Annotated in this window: 18 protein-coding genes; 17 read left to right on the top strand and 1 reads right to left on the bottom strand. The window is 68.2% G+C overall.

Annotated features, from left to right (window positions below):
* The first annotated feature begins 2 nt into the window (after nt 1–2).
* The 5 genes from ACO073_RS16935 (at nt 3) to ACO073_RS16915 (ending at nt 5,072) form a co-directional block, all read left to right on the top strand.
* Nucleotides 3–1,181 carry a CaiB/BaiF CoA transferase family protein gene (locus tag ACO073_RS16935; protein WP_421998852.1) on the top strand — a complete coding sequence of 393 codons (1,179 nt, stop codon included), beginning with the start codon at nt 3–5 and terminating at the stop codon, nt 1,179–1,181.
* A gap of 91 nt (nt 1,182–1,272) precedes the next feature.
* On the top strand, nt 1,273–2,067 hold the full coding sequence (locus ACO073_RS16930) for an enoyl-CoA hydratase (RefSeq protein ID WP_421998851.1): 795 nt from the start codon (nt 1,273–1,275) through the stop codon (nt 2,065–2,067).
* 76 nt (nt 2,068–2,143) lie between these two features.
* Nucleotides 2,144–3,025 (top strand): phytanoyl-CoA dioxygenase family protein, encoded by an 882-nt coding sequence (locus ACO073_RS16925; RefSeq protein WP_421998850.1) that lies wholly within the window; start codon nt 2,144–2,146, stop codon nt 3,023–3,025.
* A gap of 18 nt (nt 3,026–3,043) precedes the next feature.
* Nucleotides 3,044–3,835 (top strand): hypothetical protein, encoded by a 792-nt coding sequence (locus tag ACO073_RS16920; protein ID WP_421998849.1) that lies wholly within the window; start codon nt 3,044–3,046, stop codon nt 3,833–3,835.
* 43 nt (nt 3,836–3,878) lie between these two features.
* On the top strand, nt 3,879–5,072 hold the full coding sequence (locus ACO073_RS16915; RefSeq protein ID WP_421998848.1) for a serine hydrolase domain-containing protein: 1,194 nt from the start codon (nt 3,879–3,881) through the stop codon (nt 5,070–5,072).
* 23 nt (nt 5,073–5,095) lie between these two features.
* Here ACO073_RS16915 and ACO073_RS16910 read toward each other — a convergent pair whose 3' ends face one another.
* On the bottom strand, nt 5,096–5,956 hold the full coding sequence (locus ACO073_RS16910; RefSeq protein ID WP_421998847.1) for a polysaccharide deacetylase family protein: 861 nt from the start codon (nt 5,954–5,956) through the stop codon (nt 5,096–5,098).
* Between the two features lie 117 nt (nt 5,957–6,073).
* On the opposite strand from ACO073_RS16910, the gene ACO073_RS16905 reads away from it, so the two are divergent.
* From ACO073_RS16905 to ACO073_RS16850, 12 genes are all read left to right on the top strand, one after another.
* Nucleotides 6,074–6,895 (top strand): ABC transporter ATP-binding protein, encoded by an 822-nt coding sequence (locus ACO073_RS16905; RefSeq protein WP_421998846.1) that lies wholly within the window; start codon nt 6,074–6,076, stop codon nt 6,893–6,895.
* Nucleotides 6,892–8,832 carry an AMP-binding protein gene (locus ACO073_RS16900; protein WP_421998845.1) on the top strand — a complete coding sequence of 647 codons (1,941 nt, stop codon included), beginning with the start codon at nt 6,892–6,894 and terminating at the stop codon, nt 8,830–8,832. The genes ACO073_RS16905 and ACO073_RS16900 overlap by 4 nt, the downstream gene beginning before the upstream one ends.
* A gap of 58 nt (nt 8,833–8,890) precedes the next feature.
* Nucleotides 8,891–9,784 carry a branched-chain amino acid ABC transporter permease gene (locus ACO073_RS16895; RefSeq protein WP_421998844.1) on the top strand — a complete coding sequence of 298 codons (894 nt, stop codon included), beginning with the start codon at nt 8,891–8,893 and terminating at the stop codon, nt 9,782–9,784.
* Between the two features lie 134 nt (nt 9,785–9,918).
* Nucleotides 9,919–10,986 (top strand): branched-chain amino acid ABC transporter permease, encoded by a 1,068-nt coding sequence (locus tag ACO073_RS16890; protein ID WP_421998843.1) that lies wholly within the window; start codon nt 9,919–9,921, stop codon nt 10,984–10,986.
* A 29-nt stretch (nt 10,987–11,015) separates the two neighbouring features.
* Nucleotides 11,016–12,266 (top strand): ABC transporter substrate-binding protein, encoded by a 1,251-nt coding sequence (locus tag ACO073_RS16885; protein WP_421998842.1) that lies wholly within the window; start codon nt 11,016–11,018, stop codon nt 12,264–12,266.
* A 55-nt stretch (nt 12,267–12,321) separates the two neighbouring features.
* On the top strand, nt 12,322–13,113 hold the full coding sequence (locus ACO073_RS16880; RefSeq protein ID WP_421998841.1) for an ABC transporter ATP-binding protein: 792 nt from the start codon (nt 12,322–12,324) through the stop codon (nt 13,111–13,113).
* Nucleotides 13,114–13,401: 288 nt separating this feature from the next.
* Nucleotides 13,402–14,148: an SIR2 family NAD-dependent protein deacylase gene (locus tag ACO073_RS16875; protein WP_421998840.1), complete on the top strand. Its 747-nt coding sequence runs from the start codon at nt 13,402–13,404 to the stop codon at nt 14,146–14,148.
* Nucleotides 14,149–14,213: 65 nt separating this feature from the next.
* Nucleotides 14,214–15,242 carry a TAXI family TRAP transporter solute-binding subunit gene (locus ACO073_RS16870; protein WP_421998839.1) on the top strand — a complete coding sequence of 343 codons (1,029 nt, stop codon included), beginning with the start codon at nt 14,214–14,216 and terminating at the stop codon, nt 15,240–15,242.
* Nucleotides 15,243–15,344: 102 nt separating this feature from the next.
* Nucleotides 15,345–17,567 (top strand): TRAP transporter permease, encoded by a 2,223-nt coding sequence (locus tag ACO073_RS16865; protein ID WP_422002162.1) that lies wholly within the window; start codon nt 15,345–15,347, stop codon nt 17,565–17,567.
* A complete protein-coding gene (locus ACO073_RS16860; protein ID WP_421998838.1) occupies nt 17,551–18,285 on the top strand; it encodes an SDR family oxidoreductase in 735 nt (244 codons plus the stop codon). Before ACO073_RS16865 ends, ACO073_RS16860 begins: the two co-directional genes overlap by 17 nt.
* Nucleotide 18,286: 1 nt before the next feature.
* On the top strand, nt 18,287–18,913 hold the full coding sequence (gene eda, locus ACO073_RS16855) for a bifunctional 4-hydroxy-2-oxoglutarate aldolase/2-dehydro-3-deoxy-phosphogluconate aldolase (RefSeq protein WP_421998837.1): 627 nt from the start codon (nt 18,287–18,289) through the stop codon (nt 18,911–18,913).
* 51 nt (nt 18,914–18,964) lie between these two features.
* The gene (locus ACO073_RS16850; RefSeq protein WP_421998836.1) at nt 18,965–19,984 is read left to right on the top strand and encodes a YncE family protein; all 1,020 of its coding nucleotides are present in this window, start codon (nt 18,965–18,967) and stop codon (nt 19,982–19,984) included.
* Nucleotides 19,985–19,987: the final 3 nt, after the last annotated feature.

Here is a 19,987-nt window from a genome sequence, read left to right as displayed (position 1 = left end):
CCATGACCGCCGGACCGCTTTCCCGCTTCACCGTCCTCGACCTGACCCGGGTGCGCGCCGGCCCGACGGCCGTCCGCTACCTCGCCGACTGGGGCGCCGACTGCATCAAGGTCGAGATGCCGCCGGGCGCCGGCGACATGGACATGGGCGGGCCGCGCCACGGGCCCGATTTCCAGAACCTCCACCGCAACAAGCGGTCGATCACGCTCAACCTCAAGGAGCCGGACGGCAAGGCCGTCTTCATGAAGCTGGTCGAGAAGGCCGACGTGGTGGTCGAGAACTACCGCGCCGACGTGAAGTTCCGGCTGGGCATCGACTACGAGAGCCTGAAGAAGGTGAACCCGCGCATCGTGCTGGGCTCGATCTCCGGCTTCGGCCAGGACGGGCCCTATGCCGAGCGGGCCGGCTTCGACCAGATCGCCCAGGGCATGGGCGGCCTGATGTGGGTGACCGGCATGGAGGGGCAGGGGCCGGTGCGCGCCGGCATCGCCGTCGCCGACGTCGGCGCCGGCCTGCACTGCGCCATCGGCATCCTGATCGCGCTGCTCGAGCGCGAGACCTCGGGCCAGGGCCAGTGGGTGTCGAGCTCTCTGCTGCAGGCCATGATCTCGATGTGCGACTTCCAGGCCGCGCGCTGGACCATCGCCAAGGACGTGCCGGGCCAGGCCGGCAACAACCATCCGACCTCGATCCCGACCGGCGTCTTCAAGACGAAGGACGGCTACATCAACATCGCGGCCTCGGGCGGTCACATCTACAAGCGCTTCTGCGAGTGCATCGCCGCGCCCGAGCTGATGACGGACGAGAAGTTCTCGACCGACAAGGCGCGGCGCGCCAACCGCGACCTGCTGAACGCCGAGATCGAGAAGCGGGTCGGCGCCTACGGCAGCGCCGAGCTGGTCGAGAAGCTCAACAAGGCCGGCGTGCCGGCCGGGCCGATCTACAAGATGGACGAGATGTTCGCCGATCCGCAGGTCAGGCACCTGAAGATGGCGCATCCGGTGACCTCGCCCAAGCTCGGCCCGATCGAGCTGATCGGCCAGGCGATCAACATGAGCCGCACGCCCTTCGAGATGCGCACCGCCACGCCCGAGCAGGGCGAGCACACCGAGGAGGTGCTGAAGGAGGCGGGCTTCGACGCCGCCGCGATCGCGAGCTTCAAGCAGCGCGGCGTCATCTAGCGCTGGGGGCGCGCCACTCCAGTGGCGCGTCTTTGCTGCCTCAACGAATGAGCGCGCCACTGGAGTGGCGCGCCCCCGGCAGGAGAGTAACATGACCAGTCCCACGCCGAACATGATCGCCGAGAAGCACGGCTCGGTCGGAAAGCTCATCTTCAACAAGCCGGCCAAGCACAATGCCACCTCGACCGACATGTGGGAGGCGATCCCGGTCATCCTCGACGATTTCGAGAAGGACCCTGCCATCCGCGTCGTCGTCGTGACCGGCGCCGGCGACAAGGCCTTCGTGTCGGGCGCCGACATCTCGGAATTCGAGAAGGCGCGCTCGACGCCCGAGCAGGTCGCCTACTACGACAAGATCGGCGAGATCGCCAACGCCCGCCTGACCAGGTGCGCGAAGCCGACGATCGCCCGCATCCGCGGCTATTGCATCGGCGGCGGGCTGGCCGTGTCGCTGACCTGCGACATCCGCATCGCCTCCGACAAGTCGAAGTTCGGCGTGCCCGCGGCGCGCCTCGGCCTGGGCTATCGCGCGGCCGGGCTGCACAACCTGATGAACCTCGTCGGGCCGGCCTATGCCAAGGAGATCTTCTTCACCGCCCGGCATTTCAGCCCGGAGGAGGCGCTGGGCATGGGCCTGCTCAACCGGGTCGTGCCCGATGCCGAGCTCGACGCCTATGTCGACAACTACTGCAAGCTGATCGGCGAGAACGCGCCGCTCACCATGCATGCCGCCAAGCGCACGATCGAGGAGCTGACGCGGCTCGACGGCAAGCCGGATTTCGCCCGCACCTCGGCGCTGGTGCAGGAATGCTTCGCCTCCGAGGACTATGTCGAGGGCCGCCGCGCCTTCATGGAAAAGCGCCGGCCGCAGTTCAAGGGACGGTAGTCAGGGGACCGCGGGCCTCCAGGCCCGCTCATGAACGCGGGCCTGGAGGCCCGCGGTCCGATGAGGGAGATCGACCATGCCCGTTCTCAGCCCCGAGCAGATCGACGCCTTCTGGCGCGACGGCTTTCTCATGGTCGAGGATGCCGTGACCCCGGCCCAGCTCGCCGCGCTCAGGGCCGAGATCGACAAATGGGTCGAGGAGAGCCGGGCGCACAGTACGCCGTTCGGCCCGCCGACCGTCGACGGCCGGCCGCGCTTCGACATGGGCAGCGAGCACAGCGCCGCCCGGCCGGCGCTGCGGCGCATCAACAATCCGTCGGACATTTCCGAGGCCTATCGCGAGGTCATGCTCGACGCGCGGACCGTCGACATGGTCGCCGACCTGATCGGGCCGGACGTCAAGTTCCACCACTGCAAGATCAACCTCAAGCTTTCGGGCGCCCGCACCGAGGTGGCCTACCACCAGGACTTCGCCTACACGCCGCACACCAATTCCGACGTCGTGACGGCGCTCCTGTTCCTCGACGACATCGACGAGACCAACGGCTGCCTGACCGTCGTGCCGGGCTCGCACAAGGGGCCGATGCTCTCGCTGTTCGACGGCGAGCGCTTCACCGGCGGCGTCGCGCCGGCGGAGGAGAAGGCGGCGCTGGCGCAGTCGGTGCCCTGCCTCGGCAAGGCGGGCAGCGTCTGCCTGATGCACACCAGGCTGCTGCACGGCTCGGCCGCCAACAGCGCCGACAAGGCGCGCGGCCTCTACATCTGCGTCTACACGGCGGCCGACGCCGTGCCGATCGCCCGCAACCCGATGCCGAGCCTCAACGAGGGCCGCATCGTGCGGGGCGAGGAAGCGCGGTTCGCCCGGCTGACCGAGGGGCTGGTCGAGCTGCCGAGGCAGCCGAAATCCGCCTCCTTCTTCACCGTCCTGGGCCAGGAGTCCAAGCAGGGTGCCGAGTGACCGGCCCATGAGCCAGCCGTGAGCGATCCGTTCCCGGCCATCACCGAGGCGGCAGCGACGGGCGAGACCGCGGCGCTGTTCGCCGACATCCGCGCCACCGTGGGCGTCCGCGTCGTCAACCTGGTCTGGCGCCATCTGGCCACGTTCGACGGCGCGCTGCCCTGGGCCTGGGCCGCGGTGAAGCCGCTCTACCTGCGCGGCATGGCCGACCGGGCGGCGCTCCGCTTCCGCGGCGCCATGATCGTGCCGAAGGTGGCGTCCCTGGCGGGCGACGAGCCGGCCAGCGTCGAAGCCGTGCTGGCGAGCTACGACCATTCCAACACGATCAACCTCTTCGCGCTGGGGGCGCTGGCGGCCTGGCTGCGCGACGAGGCCGCGCTGGACGGGCGGCCGGAGGAGGGCGAACGGCTGCCGGCGCCCGACGTCGAACTGCCCAGGCTGGCCTCGGAGGCCGACGTGGCGCCCGAGACCTGGCAGCGCGTGCTGCGGCTCAACCGTTTCGGCGACACCAGCCGGCCCCTGATCCTGGCCAGCATGTACCGCCATCTGGCGCACGCGCCGGACTTCCTGGCGAGGCTCGAGCCTGTGCTGGCGCCGCTTCACGAGGACGGCACGCTCGGACGGGCGATCGTGGCCAACCGCGAAGGCGCCTGGGAACGCTCCCGCGTGCTCGCCCGGGCCATCGCCGCCGACCGCCCGACGGCCGCCCGCGAGATCGAGACGGCGGTCGCCTCCTTCCTCGACCATGCGATCGGCAAGATGGTGACGATCTGCCGGGCGGTGCGGACGGCGCGAGGCCCGGAGCGGTAGCGCGCGAGGTCCCTGCAAACTGAGGATGCGAGTGGATGCTGTGGTGAATGATGCCATGAAGACAAGAGATTCGGCGGAAGCCGCGGCGCTGGATGCCAGCTTGCAGGGCGCGATAGCGCGCAAGGACGTGCCGGGCGTTGTCGCGCTGGTCACCGATCGCGAACGCGTGCTTTACCAGGGTGCGTTCGGCGTAGCGGACGTCGAGACCGGGCGTCCGCTGGCAATCGACGCGCTGTTTCGGATCGCCTCGATGACGAAGCCGATCACGTCCGTGGCGTTGATGCAGCTCGTGGAGCGGGGGCGGATCGGCCTCGACGACCCGGCCGAAAAGTACCTGCCGGAGCTCGCGGGGCTGCAGGTCTTCGAATCGTTCGATGCTGCGACCGGCGCCTACCGCCTCCGCCCTGCATCGCGACCGGCGACGGTCAGACATTTCCTGACCCACACGTCGGGATTGGCCTATCCCTTCACCAGCGCGGTCTGGCGCGATTTCAAGCCGCGCGCCGGCGAGACCTATCCGTTCGGCGGACCGCTGCTGTTCGATCCGGGCGAGCGCTGGTACTACAGCACCAGCACCGATGTCGTCGGCCGGCTGGTCGAGGTCGTGTCCGGCCAGAAGCTCGAGGATTATTTCCGCCAGAGCATCTTTGCCCCGCTCGGGATGGACGACACGTCCTACAGCGTGCCGGAGGCGAAGGGGCCGCGGCTCGTCGCCCAGCAACAGCGGGCCGGCGACCGCATGGACGGTGCGATCGAGCGGCAGACGCCGCAACCTCCCCTTGCCATTGCGGCGCCGATCGGTGGCGGCGGGCTCGCCTCTACGGTCGGCGACTACGGGCGCTTCGTGCGCATGCTGCTGAACGGCGGCGCCCTGGACGGCGTGCGCGTGCTCGAGGCCGGGACCGTGACCCTGATGGGGCAGAACCACATCGGCGACCTCGCGGTGCCTGCGCACAGGTCCGCCTTGCCGCGCAGCGCCGATTTCACCTTCATTGCGGACGGTCGCGACAAGTGGGGGCTGGGCTTCCTCATCACCGTCGATCAGGTTCCCGGCAAGCGCTCGCCGGGCAGCCTGAGCTGGGGCGGCATCAACAACACGTACTTCTGGATCGATGACGCGCGCGGCATCGCGGGCGTCATCATGATGCAGTACCTGCCGTTTGCCGACGCCAAGGCGTTGGCCGTCTGCGACGCTTTCGAGCGCGGTGTCTATCGGCTGGTGAACGCCGAGCGCTAGCTAGGGCGATACCGGCGCTACGATCACTCCGCCGCTTGCTTGCGATCCGATTGCCGGCGCGCCAGCCATTCGCCCATGGCGGCTTCCATGGTCATGAACACCGCACCGCCTTCCATGAGCTTCTGGATCAGGCGCTCCAGCATCATCATGCGGTGGCCGCGGCCGATCACGTGCGGGTGGAAGGTGTAGGTCAGGATGCCGAAGTCGGGCTGCACCCGCGTCATGTAGGTGTAGTCGTCGACGAAGTTCTCGAGCACGCCGTTGGCGTTCATGAGACCGGGCATGACCGAGCCGTTGGGCAGGCGCATGTATTCGAAGTGCGGGAAGTCGTCGAGCGACCAGGAGATCGGCATCTCGAGCAGCGTGGTCTCGCGGCCGCGCACGAAGGGCTTCATCAGCTCGACCGTGTCGCCCTGGCGGGCCCAGTAGCAGTCGTAGTCGTGGCCCATCAGCGAGCTGTCGTACTGGATGCCGTGCTTCAGCAGCAGCTCGATCGAGTTCGGAGACAGGTCCCAGGCGGGCGAGCGGTAGCCGCGGGCGGCCTTGCCGCTGATGCGCTTGATCGACTCGTTGCCGCGGACGATCTCCTCTTCCTCCTCCTCGCGCGACATCGTCACCGGGAGGCGATGGGTCCAGCCGTGATGGGCGAGCTCGTGGCCGGCCTCGATGTACGGCATCACCGCCTGGGGCGAGCTGTCGATCGTATGCCCCGGCGTGAAGAACGTTCCCTTGATGCCGTAGCGGTCCAGCAGCGCGACCAGGCGCGGGATCACGACCATGTCGTACTCGCCGCGCGAGATCGCCGTGGGGGTCGTGAGGCCGCGGGCGATGAAGCCGGACATGTGGTCGTGGTCGAAGGTCAGGCAGACGACGTGGCGCGGCATGGTTACTCCCCGGCTGGTACGGGCGGAGTGTAGGCCAGATCGGTTGCGTTCGCCCAGCGGACCTTGCATGATGCCTCCCAATTATAAGCAAAGTGAGGCTGAGTTTAGGGAGGGTTCATGAAGGGCGATTCCGCCCGGCGCGTCGACGCGCCCATGGCCGAACACCAGCTTGTCGTGCAGGGACTGTCCAAGCGCTTCGGCGGCGTCGTCGCGGTGCAGGACGTGTCGCTGGACGTGCCGCGCGGCGCCATCGTGTCCATCATCGGGCCCAACGGCGCCGGCAAGACCTCGCTCCTGAACATGATCTCGGGCTTCTACCGGCCGGACACGGGACGCATCGCGCTCGAGGGGCAGGACATCACCCAGCGCAAGCCGAGCGACATCGCCCAGCTCGGGATCGCCCGCACGTTCCAGAACATCGCGCTGTTCAGCGGCCTCACCGTCCTCGACAACCTGATGCTGGGCCGCCACGTGCGCATGAAGGCGGGCGTGCTGGCCAGCGTCGTCTACTGGGGCCTGGCGCAGAAGGAGGACATCGCCCATCGCGAGGCCTGCGAGGAGATCATCGAGTTCCTGAAGCTCCAGGACCTGCGCAAGCAGCCGACGGCGGCCCTGGCCTATGGCTTGCGCAAGCGGGTCGAGCTCGGCCGGGCACTGGCCCTCGATCCGAAGGTGCTCCTGCTCGACGAGCCGATGGGCGGGATGAACCAGGACGAGAAGGAGGACATGGCCCGCTACATCCTGGACGTGAACCAGGAGCGCGGCGTCACCGTGGTCCTGATCGAGCACGACATGGGCGTGGTGATGGATATCTCCGACAGCGTGGTCGTGCTCGATCGCGGGCGAAGGATCGCGGCCGGCACGCCGGAGGAGGTCCAGCGCGATCCGGCCGTGATCGAGGCCTATCTCGGCACCAGCAAGGGTGGGGGACGGACATGAGTCTCGCGGACCAGCCTGACACGGCGACCCTGCCGCAGCTCCTCGAGCGGAACGCGGCGCAGGACCCGCGCGGGCCGGGCATGCGCGAGAAGACGCGCGGCGTCTGGCAGACCTATTCCTGGCGCGACTATCGCGACAGCGTGCGCGACTTTGCGCTCGGTCTCGCGACGCTGGGCTTCGGCCGCGGCGACAAGCTCTCGGTGATCGGGGACAACCGCCCGCAGCTCTATTTCGCCCAGCTCGCGGCCCAGCTCCTGGGTGGCGTGTCGGTGCCGGTCTACCAGGATTCGATCGCCGAGGAACTGGTCTACGTGCTGAACCATGCGGAGACGTCGGTCATCGTCGCCGAGGACCAGGAGCAGGTCGACAAGGCACTGTCGCTGAAGGACCGGCTGCCCAGCCTGCGCTGGATCGTCTACGACGATGCGCGCGGCCTGTCCTCCTACGACGATCCCATGCTGCGCTCGTTCGACAGCGTGCGGGAGGAGGGGCGGCGGTTTGCGGAGGCCAACCCCGACGTCCACGCCGCCGAGATGGCGCGCGGCCAGGCCGACGACATCGCCATGATCGCCTACACGTCGGGGACCACCGGCAGGCCCAAGGGCGTGATGCTGAGCCATCGCAACATGATCGCGACCGCCGAGGCCTTCCTCGAGGTGAACGACGTCAAGACCGGGGACAACTGGTTGTCCTACCTGCCGATGGCCTGGGTCGGCGACGCGGCGTTCACGCTGGGCATGGCGCTGGTCGCCCGGCTCACGGCCAACTGCCCCGAGAATCCCGAGACTGTGCAGCGCGACCTGCGCGAGCTGGGGCCGGACGCCATCCTGGCGCCGCCGCGGATCTGGGAGAACATGCTCACCGTGGTGCAGGTCAGGAGCAACGACGCCTCGCCGCTGAAGCGGCGCGTGTTCGGCTATTTCCGTGCGCTGGCCGAGCGCTGCGAGCTCAAGCGCACGGACGGCAAGCCGCTGTCGCCGGGCGAACGGCTCGGACTGGCCGTGGGCGAGTTCCTGGTCTACGGGCCGGTGCGCGACCAGCTCGGCCTTCGCCGCGCCCGCTGGTGCTATACGGGCGGCGCGCCGCTGGGGCCGGACACCTACCGCTTCTTCCGGTCCTTCGGCATCAACCTCAAGCAGGTCTACGGCGCGACCGAAGCCTCGGCGCTGATCGCCTGCCAGGCCGATGCTGAAGCCAACCCGAACACGGTCGGCCGGCCGATCCCGCGCATCGAGGTCCGCATCGACGAGCGCGGCGAGGTGCTGCTGAAGGGACCGAACGTCTTCCGCGGCTACTTCAAGCAGGAGGAGGCGACCCGCGAGACGGTCACCGCCGAAGGCTGGCTGCGCACGGGCGATGCCGGCTTCTTCGACAAGCAGGGGCACCTCGTCATCATCGACCGCGCCAAGGACGTCGGGAAGCTGGCGGACGGCAGCGCCTTCGCGCCGCAGTTCATCGAGAACAAGCTGAAGTTCAGCCCCTTCATCCGCGAGGCCGTGGCCTTCGGCGACCGCCGGTCGTTCGTCGCCGCCATGATCGCCATCGACATGCAGACCGTCGGGACCTGGGCCGAGCGGCGCGGGCTCGCCTATACGAGCTTCATGGATCTCAGCCGCAAGCCCGAGGTCGCCGACCTGATTGGCGAGGAGATCGCCAAGGCCAATGCCGGCCTGCCCGACGTGCAGCAGGTCAAGCGCTACCTGCTGCTGAACAAGGAACTCGAAGCCGACGATGCGGAGATGACCCGTACGCGCAAGGTGCGCCGCCGCTTCGTTGCCGAGAAGTATGCCAGCGTCATCGAGGCCTTCTATGGTGGCGCCGCATCGGCCGACGTCACGGTCGAGATCACCTTCGAGGATGGCCGCAAGTCGACGCTGGATTCGACCATCGCCATCCATGGCTGCACATCGAAGGAGCCCGCCCTGAAGGCTGCCTAGCATGTCCTGAGCAGAGTCGCGTCCGCGTCCCGCGTTGCTTGTCCTTCAAGGAGCGGTGATGTCCGAGGATCTCGAGTTCGCTTTCGCCCTGCTTCTGAGTGGTGCGTCGATCGGCCTGATGTATGCGCTGATCGCGCTGGGTTTCGTGCTCGTCTACAAGGCGACCGACGCGATCAACTTCGCCCAGGGCGAGTTCGTCATGCTGGCCGGCCTGATCGTCGTCACCGTGCTGGGCGCCGAAGCCCCGCTGGTGGCCGCGATCGTCGTCGTCCTGCTCGTGATGATCGGCTTCGGCTTCGGTCTCGAGAAGGTGGTCCTGCGGCCGCTGCTCGGAAGGCCGGTCGTTGCGGTCATCATGGCGACCATCGGGCTCGCGGCCATGCTGCGCGGGCTCGGCCCCCTCTTGTTCGGGAGCGAGACGCGCGCGCTGCCGCTGCCGATCGGTGACGAACCGATCGTGATCGGGCCGGCGGCCCTGCCGCCCATCCAGGCGCTGGGGGCCCTCGTGGCGGTGCTGCTTTTCGTGGCCTTCAGCTGGTTCTTCAAGAAGAGCCGGATGGGCGTGGCCATGCGCGCCGTCGCCGACAACCAGCAGGTGGCGCAGGCGATGGGCATCAACGTCGAGCGCTACTTCGCCATCGCCTGGGCGATGGCGGGCATCGTCTCGGCGCTGGGCGGCGTGGTGTGGGGCGCCATGCTGGGAGTCGACGTGCAGCTCGCCCTGGTCGGCCTGAAGGTCTTCCCGGTCGTCATCCTGGGCGGCCTCGATTCGATCGGCGGCGCGCTGGTCGGCGGGCTGATCGTCGGCATCGTCGAGAGCATGGCCGCCGGCTATCTCGACCCCTATGTCGGCGGCGGCACCAAGGATTTCGCCCCCTACGTCCTGATGATCCTGGTCCTGATGGTCAGGCCCTACGGCATCTTCGGCAAGCGCAAGATCGAGCGGGTGTGACGATGCGGGTCGACTCATGTTCCTCTCCCCCGCAAGGGGGAGAGGTGAGGAGAGGGGGCGGCGCACGGCGCTTTCCCCTCTCCCATCCTCTCCCCCGAGCGGGGGAGAGGAGCGAAGAACGGATCGGGTGCTAGATGTTCCATCGCGAATCCGGGGTCTTCAAGACCACCTACGCCGCCGACATGGCGCTCTATCCGCTGCCGGTCGCGCGCTGGACGATGATCGGCCTCGCGGTGCTGTTCGTGGCGGTGATCCCGCTCCTCGTCCACGAATACTACCTGTCGATCCTGAACCTGATCTTCATCGCCATCGTCGGCGCCCTCGGGCTGAACGTGCTGGTGGGCTACACCGGCCAGATCTCGATCGGGCACGGCGCCTTCATGTCGGTCGGCGCCTACACGGCCGCCAACCTCGCGGTGAAGCTCGACCTGCCGTTCTGGCTGACCCTGCCGGCCGGCGGCCTGATGGCGGCGCTGATCGGCGTCGTCGTCGGCATTCCCAGCCTGCGGATCAAGGGCCTCTACCTCGCCATCGCCACCCTGGCCGGCCAGCTCATCATCGAGTGGACGATCAACCGCGTGCCGGCGATCTCGGGCGGCGCCCAGGCCTCGATCGAGGTCGACCGGCCGAGCCTGTTCGGCTTCAGCTTCGACACCCAGGGCCGGCTCTACTTCTTCCTGCTCTTCTTCGCCGTGCTGGCGATCGTGGCGACGCTGAACCTGGTGCGCAGCCGCGTCGGCCGCGCCTTCGTGGCGGTACGCGACCAGGACATCGCCGCCGAGATCATCGGCATCAACATCTTCCGCTACAAGCTGCTGGCCTTCGCCGTCTCGTCCTTCTATGCCGGCGTCTGCGGCGTGCTCTACACCTACTATTTCGGCATCGCCAACTACGAGCAGTTCCAGCTCATCGTCTCGATCGACTATCTCGCGATGATCATCATCGGCGGCCTGGGCTCGGTGCTGGGAACCATCTTCGGCGCCATCTTCGTCACCCTGCTGCCGATCGTCATCCGCATCTTCATGGAGAGCGTGGGCGCACTGTTCTTCACCCAGTCGGAGATGGCCAACGTCATCTCCGGGCTGAAGCTCGGCGTGTTCGGCGCCCTCATCATCTTCTTTCTCATCGTCGAGCCCGAGGGGCTCAACCGCCTGTGGAGGAATATCCGGAGCTATTTCCGGGTGTGGCCCTTCTCCTACTAGAGGGGCATCGCTGCAAAAGGGAGGAACCCATGACGAGGTTCGTTAGGAGTCTGCTGGGTGTGGCGGCAACGACCGCGACCCTGGCGTTCGGCGCGGGCCAGGCCTTCGCCCAGAAGGAGGTCGTGTTCGGCCTCCAGTGCGATCGCACCGGCCCGACCGCGACGGTCGGGACGGTCCTGTGTCCCGGGTATCACGACTATATCGCCCTGCTGAACAGCAAGGGCGGGATCGAAGGCTACAAGGTCAAGGTCCTCGAGATCGACAACGAGTACAAGGTGCCGCCGGCCATCGAGGCGCACGAGCGCTTCAAGAAGGAAGGCGCCGTGCTCGAGGGCCTCTACGGCACGCCGCAGACCGCGGCGCTGAACAAGAAGCTCGAGGAAGACAAGATGCTCGGCACCTCGCCGGGCTTCGGCACGGCATCTGCGGCCGACGGCAAGCGCTATCCCTATACCTTCCCGATCGCGGCCAGCTACTGGTCGCAGGCTGGCGCGGCGGTCCAGTTCGCCAAGGAGAAGCTGGGCGGCAACCTCAAGGGCAAGAAGATCGCCTACATCTTCTACGACAACCCGGCAGGCAAGGAGCCGCTGCCGATCCTCGAGGACCTCGCCAAGGCCGAGGGCTTCGAGATGCGGTCCTTCGCGGTGCCGGCGCCCGGCCTCGAGATGGGCGCGCAGGTGCTCGACATCACTGCCCGGTTCAAGCCGGACTTCATCATCGCCCACCTGTTCGGTCGCGCGCCGTCGGTGCTGATCAAGGAGCTGAAGGGCAAGGGCTTCCCGCTCAGCAAGGTGGTCGGCTTCGTGTGGGCCAGTTCCGAGGCCGACATCATCGCCGCCGGCGGCATGGGCGTCGCCGAGGGCTACAACACCATCCAGTTCGCCGGCGTCGGCAAGGACTTCCCGGTGATCAAGGACATCCAGGCCATGTACAAGGCCGAGGGCAAGCCGCTGCCCAAGGAGATGGAGTCGACCGTGCTCTACAATCGCGGCGTGCTCATCGCGGCCCTGCATGCCGAAGCCTTCCGCAACGCGGTGAAGGCCAAGGGCGGTGCCATGCCGACCTCGGAGGAGGTCAAGAAGGGCATGGAATCGGTCAAGGGCTTCACGCTGGGCGGCCTGGTGCCGCCGATGGAGATCACGCCGGCCGACCACGAGGGCGGCGGCTGGGTGCAGATCTGGACCGTCAAGGGCGGCAAGATGGTGAAGACCAAGGACTGGTTCCAGGGCTTCCGCCCGGTGATCCTGAAGCACCTGGCGGCCGACGCCGCCAAGTCCTGAGCGACCGGGAGCGGGCGGCGAGGGATCGCCGCCCGGCTCCTCCAGCGGAGGTGCGATGCTGTCGATCAACAACATCGAGGTCGTCTACGACCGCGTGATCCTGGTGCTGAAAGGCGTCTCGATCGAGGTTGGCGAGGGCGCCATCACGACCCTGCTGGGCGCCAACGGCGCCGGCAAGACGACGACCCTCAAGGCGATCTCGGGCGTGCTGCGCTCCGAGCGGGGCGAGGTGACCAAGGGCGCCATCCAGCTCGGCGGCGCCCGCATCGACGGCATGCGGGCGCACGACGTCACGCGGCTTGGCCTCGTGCAGGTCTTCGAGGGACGCCGCGTGTTCGAGAACCTCACCACCGAGGAGAACCTGATCGCCGGCGGGCACGTCCAGACGTCGGCGTCGGTGAAGAAGGGCATCGACCTCGTCTATTCCTACTTTCCCCGCCTGCGCGAGCGGCGTCACCAGATCTCCGGCTACCTGTCCGGCGGCGAGCAGCAGATGCTGGCGATCGGACGGGCGCTCATGAGCCAGCCGCGCGTCGTGCTGCTCGACGAGCCCTCGCTCGGCCTGGCGCCGATGCTGGTCGAGGAGATCTTCGGCATCGTCGGCCGCCTGGTGCGGCAGGAGCGGCTGTCGGTCCTGCTGGTCGAGCAGAACGCCACCATGGCGCTTTCCGTGGCCGACCACGGCTACGTCATGGAGAACGGCCGCATCGTCCTCGAGGGTCCGGCCGGCCGCCTGCGCGACAATGCCGACATCAAGGAATTCTACCTCGGCCTGAACGAGGGCGGCGCGCGCAAGTCCTACCGCGACACCAAGCACTACAAGCGGCGCAAGCGCTGGCTGTCCTGAGACGACGGCGGCACTGCCGGCAGTGCAGGCACAGCCCCCATGACTGGTGGTGTCGCTGAACGGCTGCCCGCAAAGGGTGGGGTCGTCGCGCGCGCGGACCGCCGCTGCGGTGCGCAAAAAGTGGGAATAGCCGGCGAGCCGCATCGGGTGTATAACTACAGTAACATCGTTGGCGGCCGTGACGTCCCAGGCCCTTTATGCGATCGCCGGCAATCGTCGTTCGAGAAGCCCTCGGCGACACGCTAAGGTGACGGCAGTGGCCGCGTCGTGTCGCGGCGAGAGGGGCTCATGGACGACATCGAACGGCTGCGGGAGGCGATCGGCTCGGCCAGGCGCATCGTCGCCTTCACGGGTGCGGGCATCTCGACCGAATCGGGCATTCCGGACTTCCGCTCTCCGGGCGGGATCTGGACCAAGTACCAGCCGATCTATTTCGACGACTTCATGTCCTCGGAGGAGATGCGGCGGGAGGCCTGGCGGCGCAAGTTCGCGACCGACGAGACCATGCTGAAGGCCGAGCCGAACGCCGGCCACCGGGCGCTGGCCAGGCTGGTCGAGCAGGGGCGCATGAGCGCCATCATCACCCAGAACATCGACGGGCTTCACCAGCGCTCGGGCGTGCCGGATTCCAAGGTGATCGAGCTGCACGGCAACACGACCTACGCGACCTGCCTGGACTGCGGTCACCGGCACGAGCTGGCGCCGATCCGCGAGGCCTTCCTGGGGGCGGGCCGGCTGCCGCTTTGCGAGAAGTGCGACGGCATCGTGAAGACGGCCACGATCTCCTTCGGCCAGGCGATGCCCGAGATCCCGATGGCGCGGGCCCAGGACGAGACGATGGGCTGCGACCTGTTCATCGTGCTGGGCAGCTCCCTGGTCGTCTATCCGGCCGCCGGCTTCCCGCGCATCGCCAAGCGCCGGGGCGCCAGGCTGGTGATCGTGAACCGCGACGCGACCGACCAGGACGGTGATGCCGACCTCGTGATCCATGGCGAGATCGGGCCGACGATGAGTCGCGCGGTCGGCGTCAATTGAGGGCTTGTCGTTGCGGCCGCCTGCAGGAAGAAGTTAAATCCGCACTCGGTCAAGGAGGGTTGGCAATGGGAATCAAGCGCAGGAGCGCATTGCTGGGCGGCTTCGGAGCGGCCATCGGCGCGACGGTCGGCACGGCGCTGGGCGGGCTGCCGGCGGCGGCCCAGGACATCACGTTCTTTCGCATCGGCACCGGCGGCACCGCCGGGACCTATTTCCCGATCGGCGGGCTGATCGCCAACGCGATCTCCAACCCGCCGGGCTCGCGCGCCTGCGCCGAGGGCGGGTCGTGCGGCGTGCCGGGCCTGGTGGCCACGGCGGTCGCCTCCAACGGCTCGGTCGCCAACGTCAACGCCATCAACAGCGGCAGCATGCAGTCGGGCTTCACCCAGTCCGATGTCGCCTACTGGGCCTTCAACGGCAACGGCATCTACGAGGGCCGGCCCAAGGTCGAGGCGCTGCGCGCCATCGCGAACCTCTACCCCGAGAGCTTCCATCTCGTGGTCCGCAAGGGGTCCGGCATCAAGTCGATCAAGGACCTCAAGGGCAAGCGCATGTCGCTCGACGAGCCCGGCTCGGGCACGCTGGTCGATGCCCGCCTGATCCTGGCCGCCTACGGCATGACCGAGAAGGACATCAAGGCCGAGTACCTGAAGCCGCAGCAGTCGGCCGACAAGCTGAAGGACGGGGCGCTGGACGCCTTCTTCAGCGTCTCGGGCTGGCCGCAGGGCGCCATCGCCGAGCTGGCCGCTACGACCGGCATCGACCTCGTGCCGATCGACGGGCCCGAGGCCGAGAAGCTGATCAAGGAGTTCAGCTTCTTCGCGGCCGACGAGATCCCGGATGGCGCCTACAAGAACGTCCCCGGCGTCAAGACGGTCAGCGTCAACGCGATCTGGGCGACGTCGGCCAAGCAGTCGGAGGAGCTGATCTACAACATCACCGCGGCGCTCTGGAACCCGAACACGCGCAAGCTCCTCGATTCCGGCCACGCCAAGGGCAAGGCGATCAAGCTCGAGACCGCCACCAAGGGGCTCGGCATCCCGCTGCATCCGGGCGCCGAGAAGTTCTACAAGGAAAAGGGCGTCCTCAAGTAGGCCGCCGATCTTCCCTGTCGCGCGTTGCGGCGGGGAGGGCTCGGGCTGCCGCGCCGACAGGAGGGGCCGCGACCGCCGCGGCCCCCCGGGCCACTCCCGGCCATCGCCCGGGAGGACCGTCGAAGAGAATCGGAAGACAAGTTGAGCCTGCAAGTCGACCATGAAAAGGCCGCCGAACTCGAACGCGAGTTCGACGCGGAGATGCGGTTTCGGCCGCTCGGCATCAGCGGCACGTGGATCGTCGCCGGACTGCTGCTGTCGCTGTCGGTCTTCCACTTCTACACCGCGGGTTTCGGCCTGCTGCGCGAGCAGACCCATCGCGGCGTCCACATGGCGCTCGTCCTGGGGCTTATCTTCCTGGTCTTCTCCGCGAACCGGAAGCCGGCTTCGACGGTGGCGTCGGGGTGGTGGCACCCGGGCGGCGTGCCGCTCTACGACTGGGCACTGTTCGGCGCCGCCGTCGTGTCGTCGCTCTACCTGCCGGCGATCTTCCACGACATCGCCTTCAAGACCGGCAATCCCGATCCGATCGACGTCGCCATGGGGACCATCCTGACGCTCGTGGTGATCGAGGCGACCCGCCGGACCATGGGCTGGGCGCTGGTGATCATCTGCGTGGGGTTCCTGGCCTATGCCTTCGCCGGTCCCTGGATGCCGGGGCTGCTGGTCCATCCGGGGACGACCTGGTCGCAACTTGCCGACCACCTCTATCTCACCAGCCAGGGCATCTACGGCGTGCCGATCGGCGTGGTGGCGACCTACGTCTTCCACTTCGTGCTGTTCGGCGTGGTCGCCATGCGCATCGGGCTCGGCCGCCTGTTCCTGGCGATGGCCATGGCGGTCGCCGGCCGCTTCGCCGGCGGCCCGGCCAAGGTGGCGATCTTCGGCTCGGCGCTGTTCGGCATGATCTCGGGCTCGTCGGTCGCCAATGCCGTGACCGTGGGCTCGCTCACCATTCCGATGATGAAGCGGCTGGGCTACCGGCCGACCTTTGCGGCCGGCGTCGAGGCGACCTCGAGCACCGGCGGGCAGATCACGCCGCCCGTCATGGGGGCGGCGGCCTTCCTGATGGTCGAGTTCCTGGAGCTGCCGTACCAGACCATCATCGCCGCTGCGGTGCTGCCGGCGTTCCTTCATTTCTTCGGCGTCTTCATCCAGGTCCACTTCGAGGCCAAGCGCGTCGGTTTGCGCGGGCTGCAGCCCGAGGAGATGCCCGACTGGCGCGCGGTGCTGCGCGAGGACTGGGTGACGCTGATCCCGCTCGCCGGGCTCATCTGGAAGATCTTCGACGGCTCGACGCCGTACATGGCGGCGTTCTGGGGAATCTACCTCGCCATCATCGTCGGCCTGATGCGCTCGACCAAGCGCCGGCTGCCGGTGGTCGAGATCGTCCTGGTCGTGGCCTGGGCATTGCTGCTGAGCTTCGGCCGCAAGCTGCTGCCCGGCGACCTCTCCGACTGGTTCAACGAGATCACCTTCGGCCTCTTCGTCGCCCTCTGCGTCGCCATCTGGCGCCTCAATCCGGCACCGGCCCTGCACTGGCGCGACCTGCTCGACGCCTTCACCGTCGGCGCCAAGTACGCGCTGGCCGTGGGCGCCGCCGCGGCGGCGATCGGCATCATCATCGGCGTCGTGACGCTCACGGGAACGGCGCTCAAGTTCGCCACCATCATCGTCGGCGTGGCCAACGACGCGACGGGGCTTGTCGAGGCCTGGCTGCCGTTCGACAAGCTGACGCTGATCAAGTTCTTCACCCTGGCGATGACCGCTCTCGTCTGCATCCTGATGGGCTGCGGCGTGCCCACCACCGCGACCTACATCATCATGGTCACCATCGCCGCGCCGGCGCTCGGCCTGCTGGGCGTGGTGCCGATCGTGGCGCACTTCTTCGTCTTCTACTACGGCGTGCTGGCCGACGTGACGCCACCGGTCGCCGTCGCCGCCTATGCGGCGGCAAGCATGGCGGGAGCCGACCCTTTCCAGTCCGGCAATACCGCGTTCAGGCTGGCGCTGGCCAAGGCGCTGGTGCCCTTCATCTTCGTGTTCTCGCCGTCGCTGCTGCTGGTCGTGCCGGGGTTCAGCTGGCACGAGCTGATCGTCACCCTGGCCGGCTGCCTGGTCAGCATCACCTTCCTCGGCGCCGCCCTGTCGGCCTACCTCGTCGCCCCCATGACGGTGTGGGAGCGCATCTGGCTGGCGGTCGCGGCCCTGCCGGCGATGGGTGCAGGCCTGGTGCCGCTCGTGGCCAGCCTCGTGCTCGCGGTACCGGTCCTTGCCCTGCAACTCATGCGCCGTCGGAGGCTCGCCCATGCGCCTGCGGGATAAGGTCTGTATCGTCACGGCCGCCGGGCAGGGGATCGGTGCCGCCGCCGCGCGTGCCTTTGCCCGCGAGGGCGGGCGCGTCTGGGCGACCGATGTCGATGCCGGCAAGCTCGCCGCGCTGGCGGACACGCCAGGCATCACGACGCGGCGCCTCGACGTCCTCGACAAGGGCGCGATCGCGGCGCTGGCGGACGAGGTCGGGGCGGCCGACGTCCTGTTCAACTGTGCAGGCTTCGTGCATCACGGCTCGGTGCTCGATGCCACGGACGAGCAGTGGCGGTTCGCCTTCGACCTCAACGTCCGCAGCATGTTCTGGACCATCCAGGCCTTCCTGCCGGGCATGGTGGCGCGCAAGGCCGGGTCGATCATCAACATGTCGTCGGCCGCCTCGTCGGTGAAGGGCGCGGCGCTGCGCTTCGTCTACGGCACGACCAAGGCGGCGGTCATCGGGCTGACCAAGTCGGTCGCGGTCGACTATGTCGGGCAGGGCATCCGCTGCAATGCCATCTGTCCCGGAACGGTCCAGACGCCCTCCCTCGACGAGCGCATCGCCTCGCTGGGCGGCGGCGCGGACGCAAGGCAGTTCTTCCTGCAGCGCCAGCCCACCGGCCGGTTCGGCTCGGCCGACGAGATCGCGGCGCTGGCGGTCTACCTGGCCAGCGACGAATCGGCCTTCACCACCGGCACGGTCAACGTCATCGACGGCGGCTGGAGCGTCTGACATGGACATCGCCGCCATCGCGGCGCGGGCACCGGTCATCCCGGTCCTCACGGTGGAGCGCGTCGCCGATGCCGTGCCGCTCGCCCGGGCGCTGGTTGCCGGAGGCCTGCCGGTGCTCGAGGTGACGCTGCGCACCCCGGCCGCCCTCGACGTCGTGGCGGCGATCGACGCCGGGGTGCCCGGGGCCATCGTCGGAGCCGGCACGGTGCTCGATGCCGGGCAGGCGGTGGCGGCCCGGCGCGCCGGCGCCCGGTTCGGCGTCAGCCCCGGCTGCACCCCGACGTTGATCGAGGCAACCCGATCGGCCGGTCTGTCGTTGCTTCCCGGCGTCCAGACGGTGTCGGAGGCGATGGTCCTGGCGGAGCAGGGGTTCCGGCTCCTGAAGTTCTTTCCCGCCGAGCCCTCCGGGGGCATCGGCTGGCTGAAGTCGGTTGCGGCGCCGCTTCCCGGTCTTCGCTTCTGCCCGACCGGCGGGATCTCTGCCGGGACCGCGCAGGCGTACCTGTCGCTGCCCAACGTCGCCTGCGTCGGTGGCTCCTGGGTGGCTCCCCGCGAGGCGGTTGTCTCCGGCGACTGGGCGGCCATCGAGCGGCTCGCTGCCGCAGCCTCCCGCCTCAATGTGCGCTAGCGCCGGGCGCGGAAAGGTGCTTCAACCATGCCGAGGAGATCCACCGTTCTCATGAAGCATCTGGCGATCGCGGCGACTGTCCTGGTCCTGGCTGCCGGAGGCTCGGCGCGCGCCGATTCGGTGCTCGTCCTGAACTCCGAGGAAGCCTCCTACAGCATCCTGAGCCGAACCGGCCGGGTCGAGCTGCAGCGGCTGCCCATCGGCCGCGAGCCGCATCACGTGGTGCCGTCGCCCAACGGCAAGGAGATCGTGGTCGGCTCGACGGCGACGAACGAGCTCGTCTTCCTCGACATGCACAGCGGCGAGCGGCGCCGGATCGTCCGCGACATCATCGACCCCTACCATCTGGGCTTCAGCCCGGACGGCAAGTGGTTCGTCACCACCGCCTACCGGCTCGACCATGTCGACATCTTCCATGCCGACGGCTTCCGGCTGGCCGGCCGCATCTTCATCGACGGCATGCCGAGCCACATGGCCTTCGACGCCGCTTCGAGCACCGTCTATGTGACGCTGCAGCAGAGCGGCCGGGTCGCCGCGTTCGACCTCGCGACCCAGACGCTGAAGTGGAACGTCGTGGTGGGCGAGGCCCCGGCTGGCGTGGTCATGCTGCCCGACGACAAGCGCCTCCTGGTCGCCCTGACGGGCGAGGACGGCTTCGTGGTGATGAATCCGGCGGATGGCAGCGTGACCGGTCGGCTGAAGACCGGGAAGGGCGCTCACAATTTCTGGCCGAAGGGCGACGGCCGCCACTGGTTCCTGAGCAACCGCGTCGAGGGCACGGTCTCCCTGATCGACACGGCGGAGATGCAGGTGGTCGCCTCCATCCGAGTGCCGGGCGGGCCGGACTGCATGGACATCTCTCACGACGGACGCGAACTGTGGGTCACCCAGCGCTTCCTGCGCCGGGTGGCGATCGTCGACCTCGAGCAGATGAAGGTCGTGGCCTCTGTCCCGGTCGGCAAGTCGCCGCACGGCGTCTTCATGCTGAAGCCGGGAGCGCCGGTCCCGACCGCGGCGGGTCCCGGGCCGGTACGGGTGCGCGCCGTCTCGACGGCCGGCGAGACGCGGTAAGCC

Origin of the sequence: Reyranella sp. (assembly GCF_965229815.1) — a bacterium.
Classification (GTDB): Bacteria; Pseudomonadota; Alphaproteobacteria; order Reyranellales; family Reyranellaceae; genus Reyranella.
The sequence above is the reverse complement of the archived record's forward strand: the minus strand, read 5'-3'. Positions and strand labels throughout refer to the sequence as shown.

Coding starts and splice junctions, on each gene's coding strand:
- ACO073_RS16935 (WP_421998852.1), top strand. CDS start 3: ATGACCGCCGGACCGCTTTCCCGCTTCACCGTCCTCGACCTGACCCGG.
- ACO073_RS16930 (WP_421998851.1), top strand. CDS start 1,273: ATGACCAGTCCCACGCCGAACATGATCGCCGAGAAGCACGGCTCGGTC.
- ACO073_RS16925 (WP_421998850.1), top strand. CDS start 2,144: ATGCCCGTTCTCAGCCCCGAGCAGATCGACGCCTTCTGGCGCGACGGC.
- ACO073_RS16910 (WP_421998847.1), bottom strand. CDS start 5,956: ATGCCGCGCCACGTCGTCTGCCTGACCTTCGACCACGACCACATGTCC.
- ACO073_RS16905 (WP_421998846.1), top strand. CDS start 6,074: ATGAAGGGCGATTCCGCCCGGCGCGTCGACGCGCCCATGGCCGAACAC.
- ACO073_RS16900 (WP_421998845.1), top strand. CDS start 6,892: ATGAGTCTCGCGGACCAGCCTGACACGGCGACCCTGCCGCAGCTCCTC.
- ACO073_RS16895 (WP_421998844.1), top strand. CDS start 8,891: ATGTCCGAGGATCTCGAGTTCGCTTTCGCCCTGCTTCTGAGTGGTGCG.
- ACO073_RS16890 (WP_421998843.1), top strand. CDS start 9,919: ATGTTCCATCGCGAATCCGGGGTCTTCAAGACCACCTACGCCGCCGAC.
- ACO073_RS16885 (WP_421998842.1), top strand. CDS start 11,016: ATGACGAGGTTCGTTAGGAGTCTGCTGGGTGTGGCGGCAACGACCGCG.
- ACO073_RS16880 (WP_421998841.1), top strand. CDS start 12,322: ATGCTGTCGATCAACAACATCGAGGTCGTCTACGACCGCGTGATCCTG.
- ACO073_RS16875 (WP_421998840.1), top strand. CDS start 13,402: ATGGACGACATCGAACGGCTGCGGGAGGCGATCGGCTCGGCCAGGCGC.
- ACO073_RS16870 (WP_421998839.1), top strand. CDS start 14,214: ATGGGAATCAAGCGCAGGAGCGCATTGCTGGGCGGCTTCGGAGCGGCC.
- ACO073_RS16860 (WP_421998838.1), top strand. CDS start 17,551: ATGCGCCTGCGGGATAAGGTCTGTATCGTCACGGCCGCCGGGCAGGGG.
- eda (WP_421998837.1), top strand. CDS start 18,287: ATGGACATCGCCGCCATCGCGGCGCGGGCACCGGTCATCCCGGTCCTC.
- ACO073_RS16850 (WP_421998836.1), top strand. CDS start 18,965: ATGAAGCATCTGGCGATCGCGGCGACTGTCCTGGTCCTGGCTGCCGGA.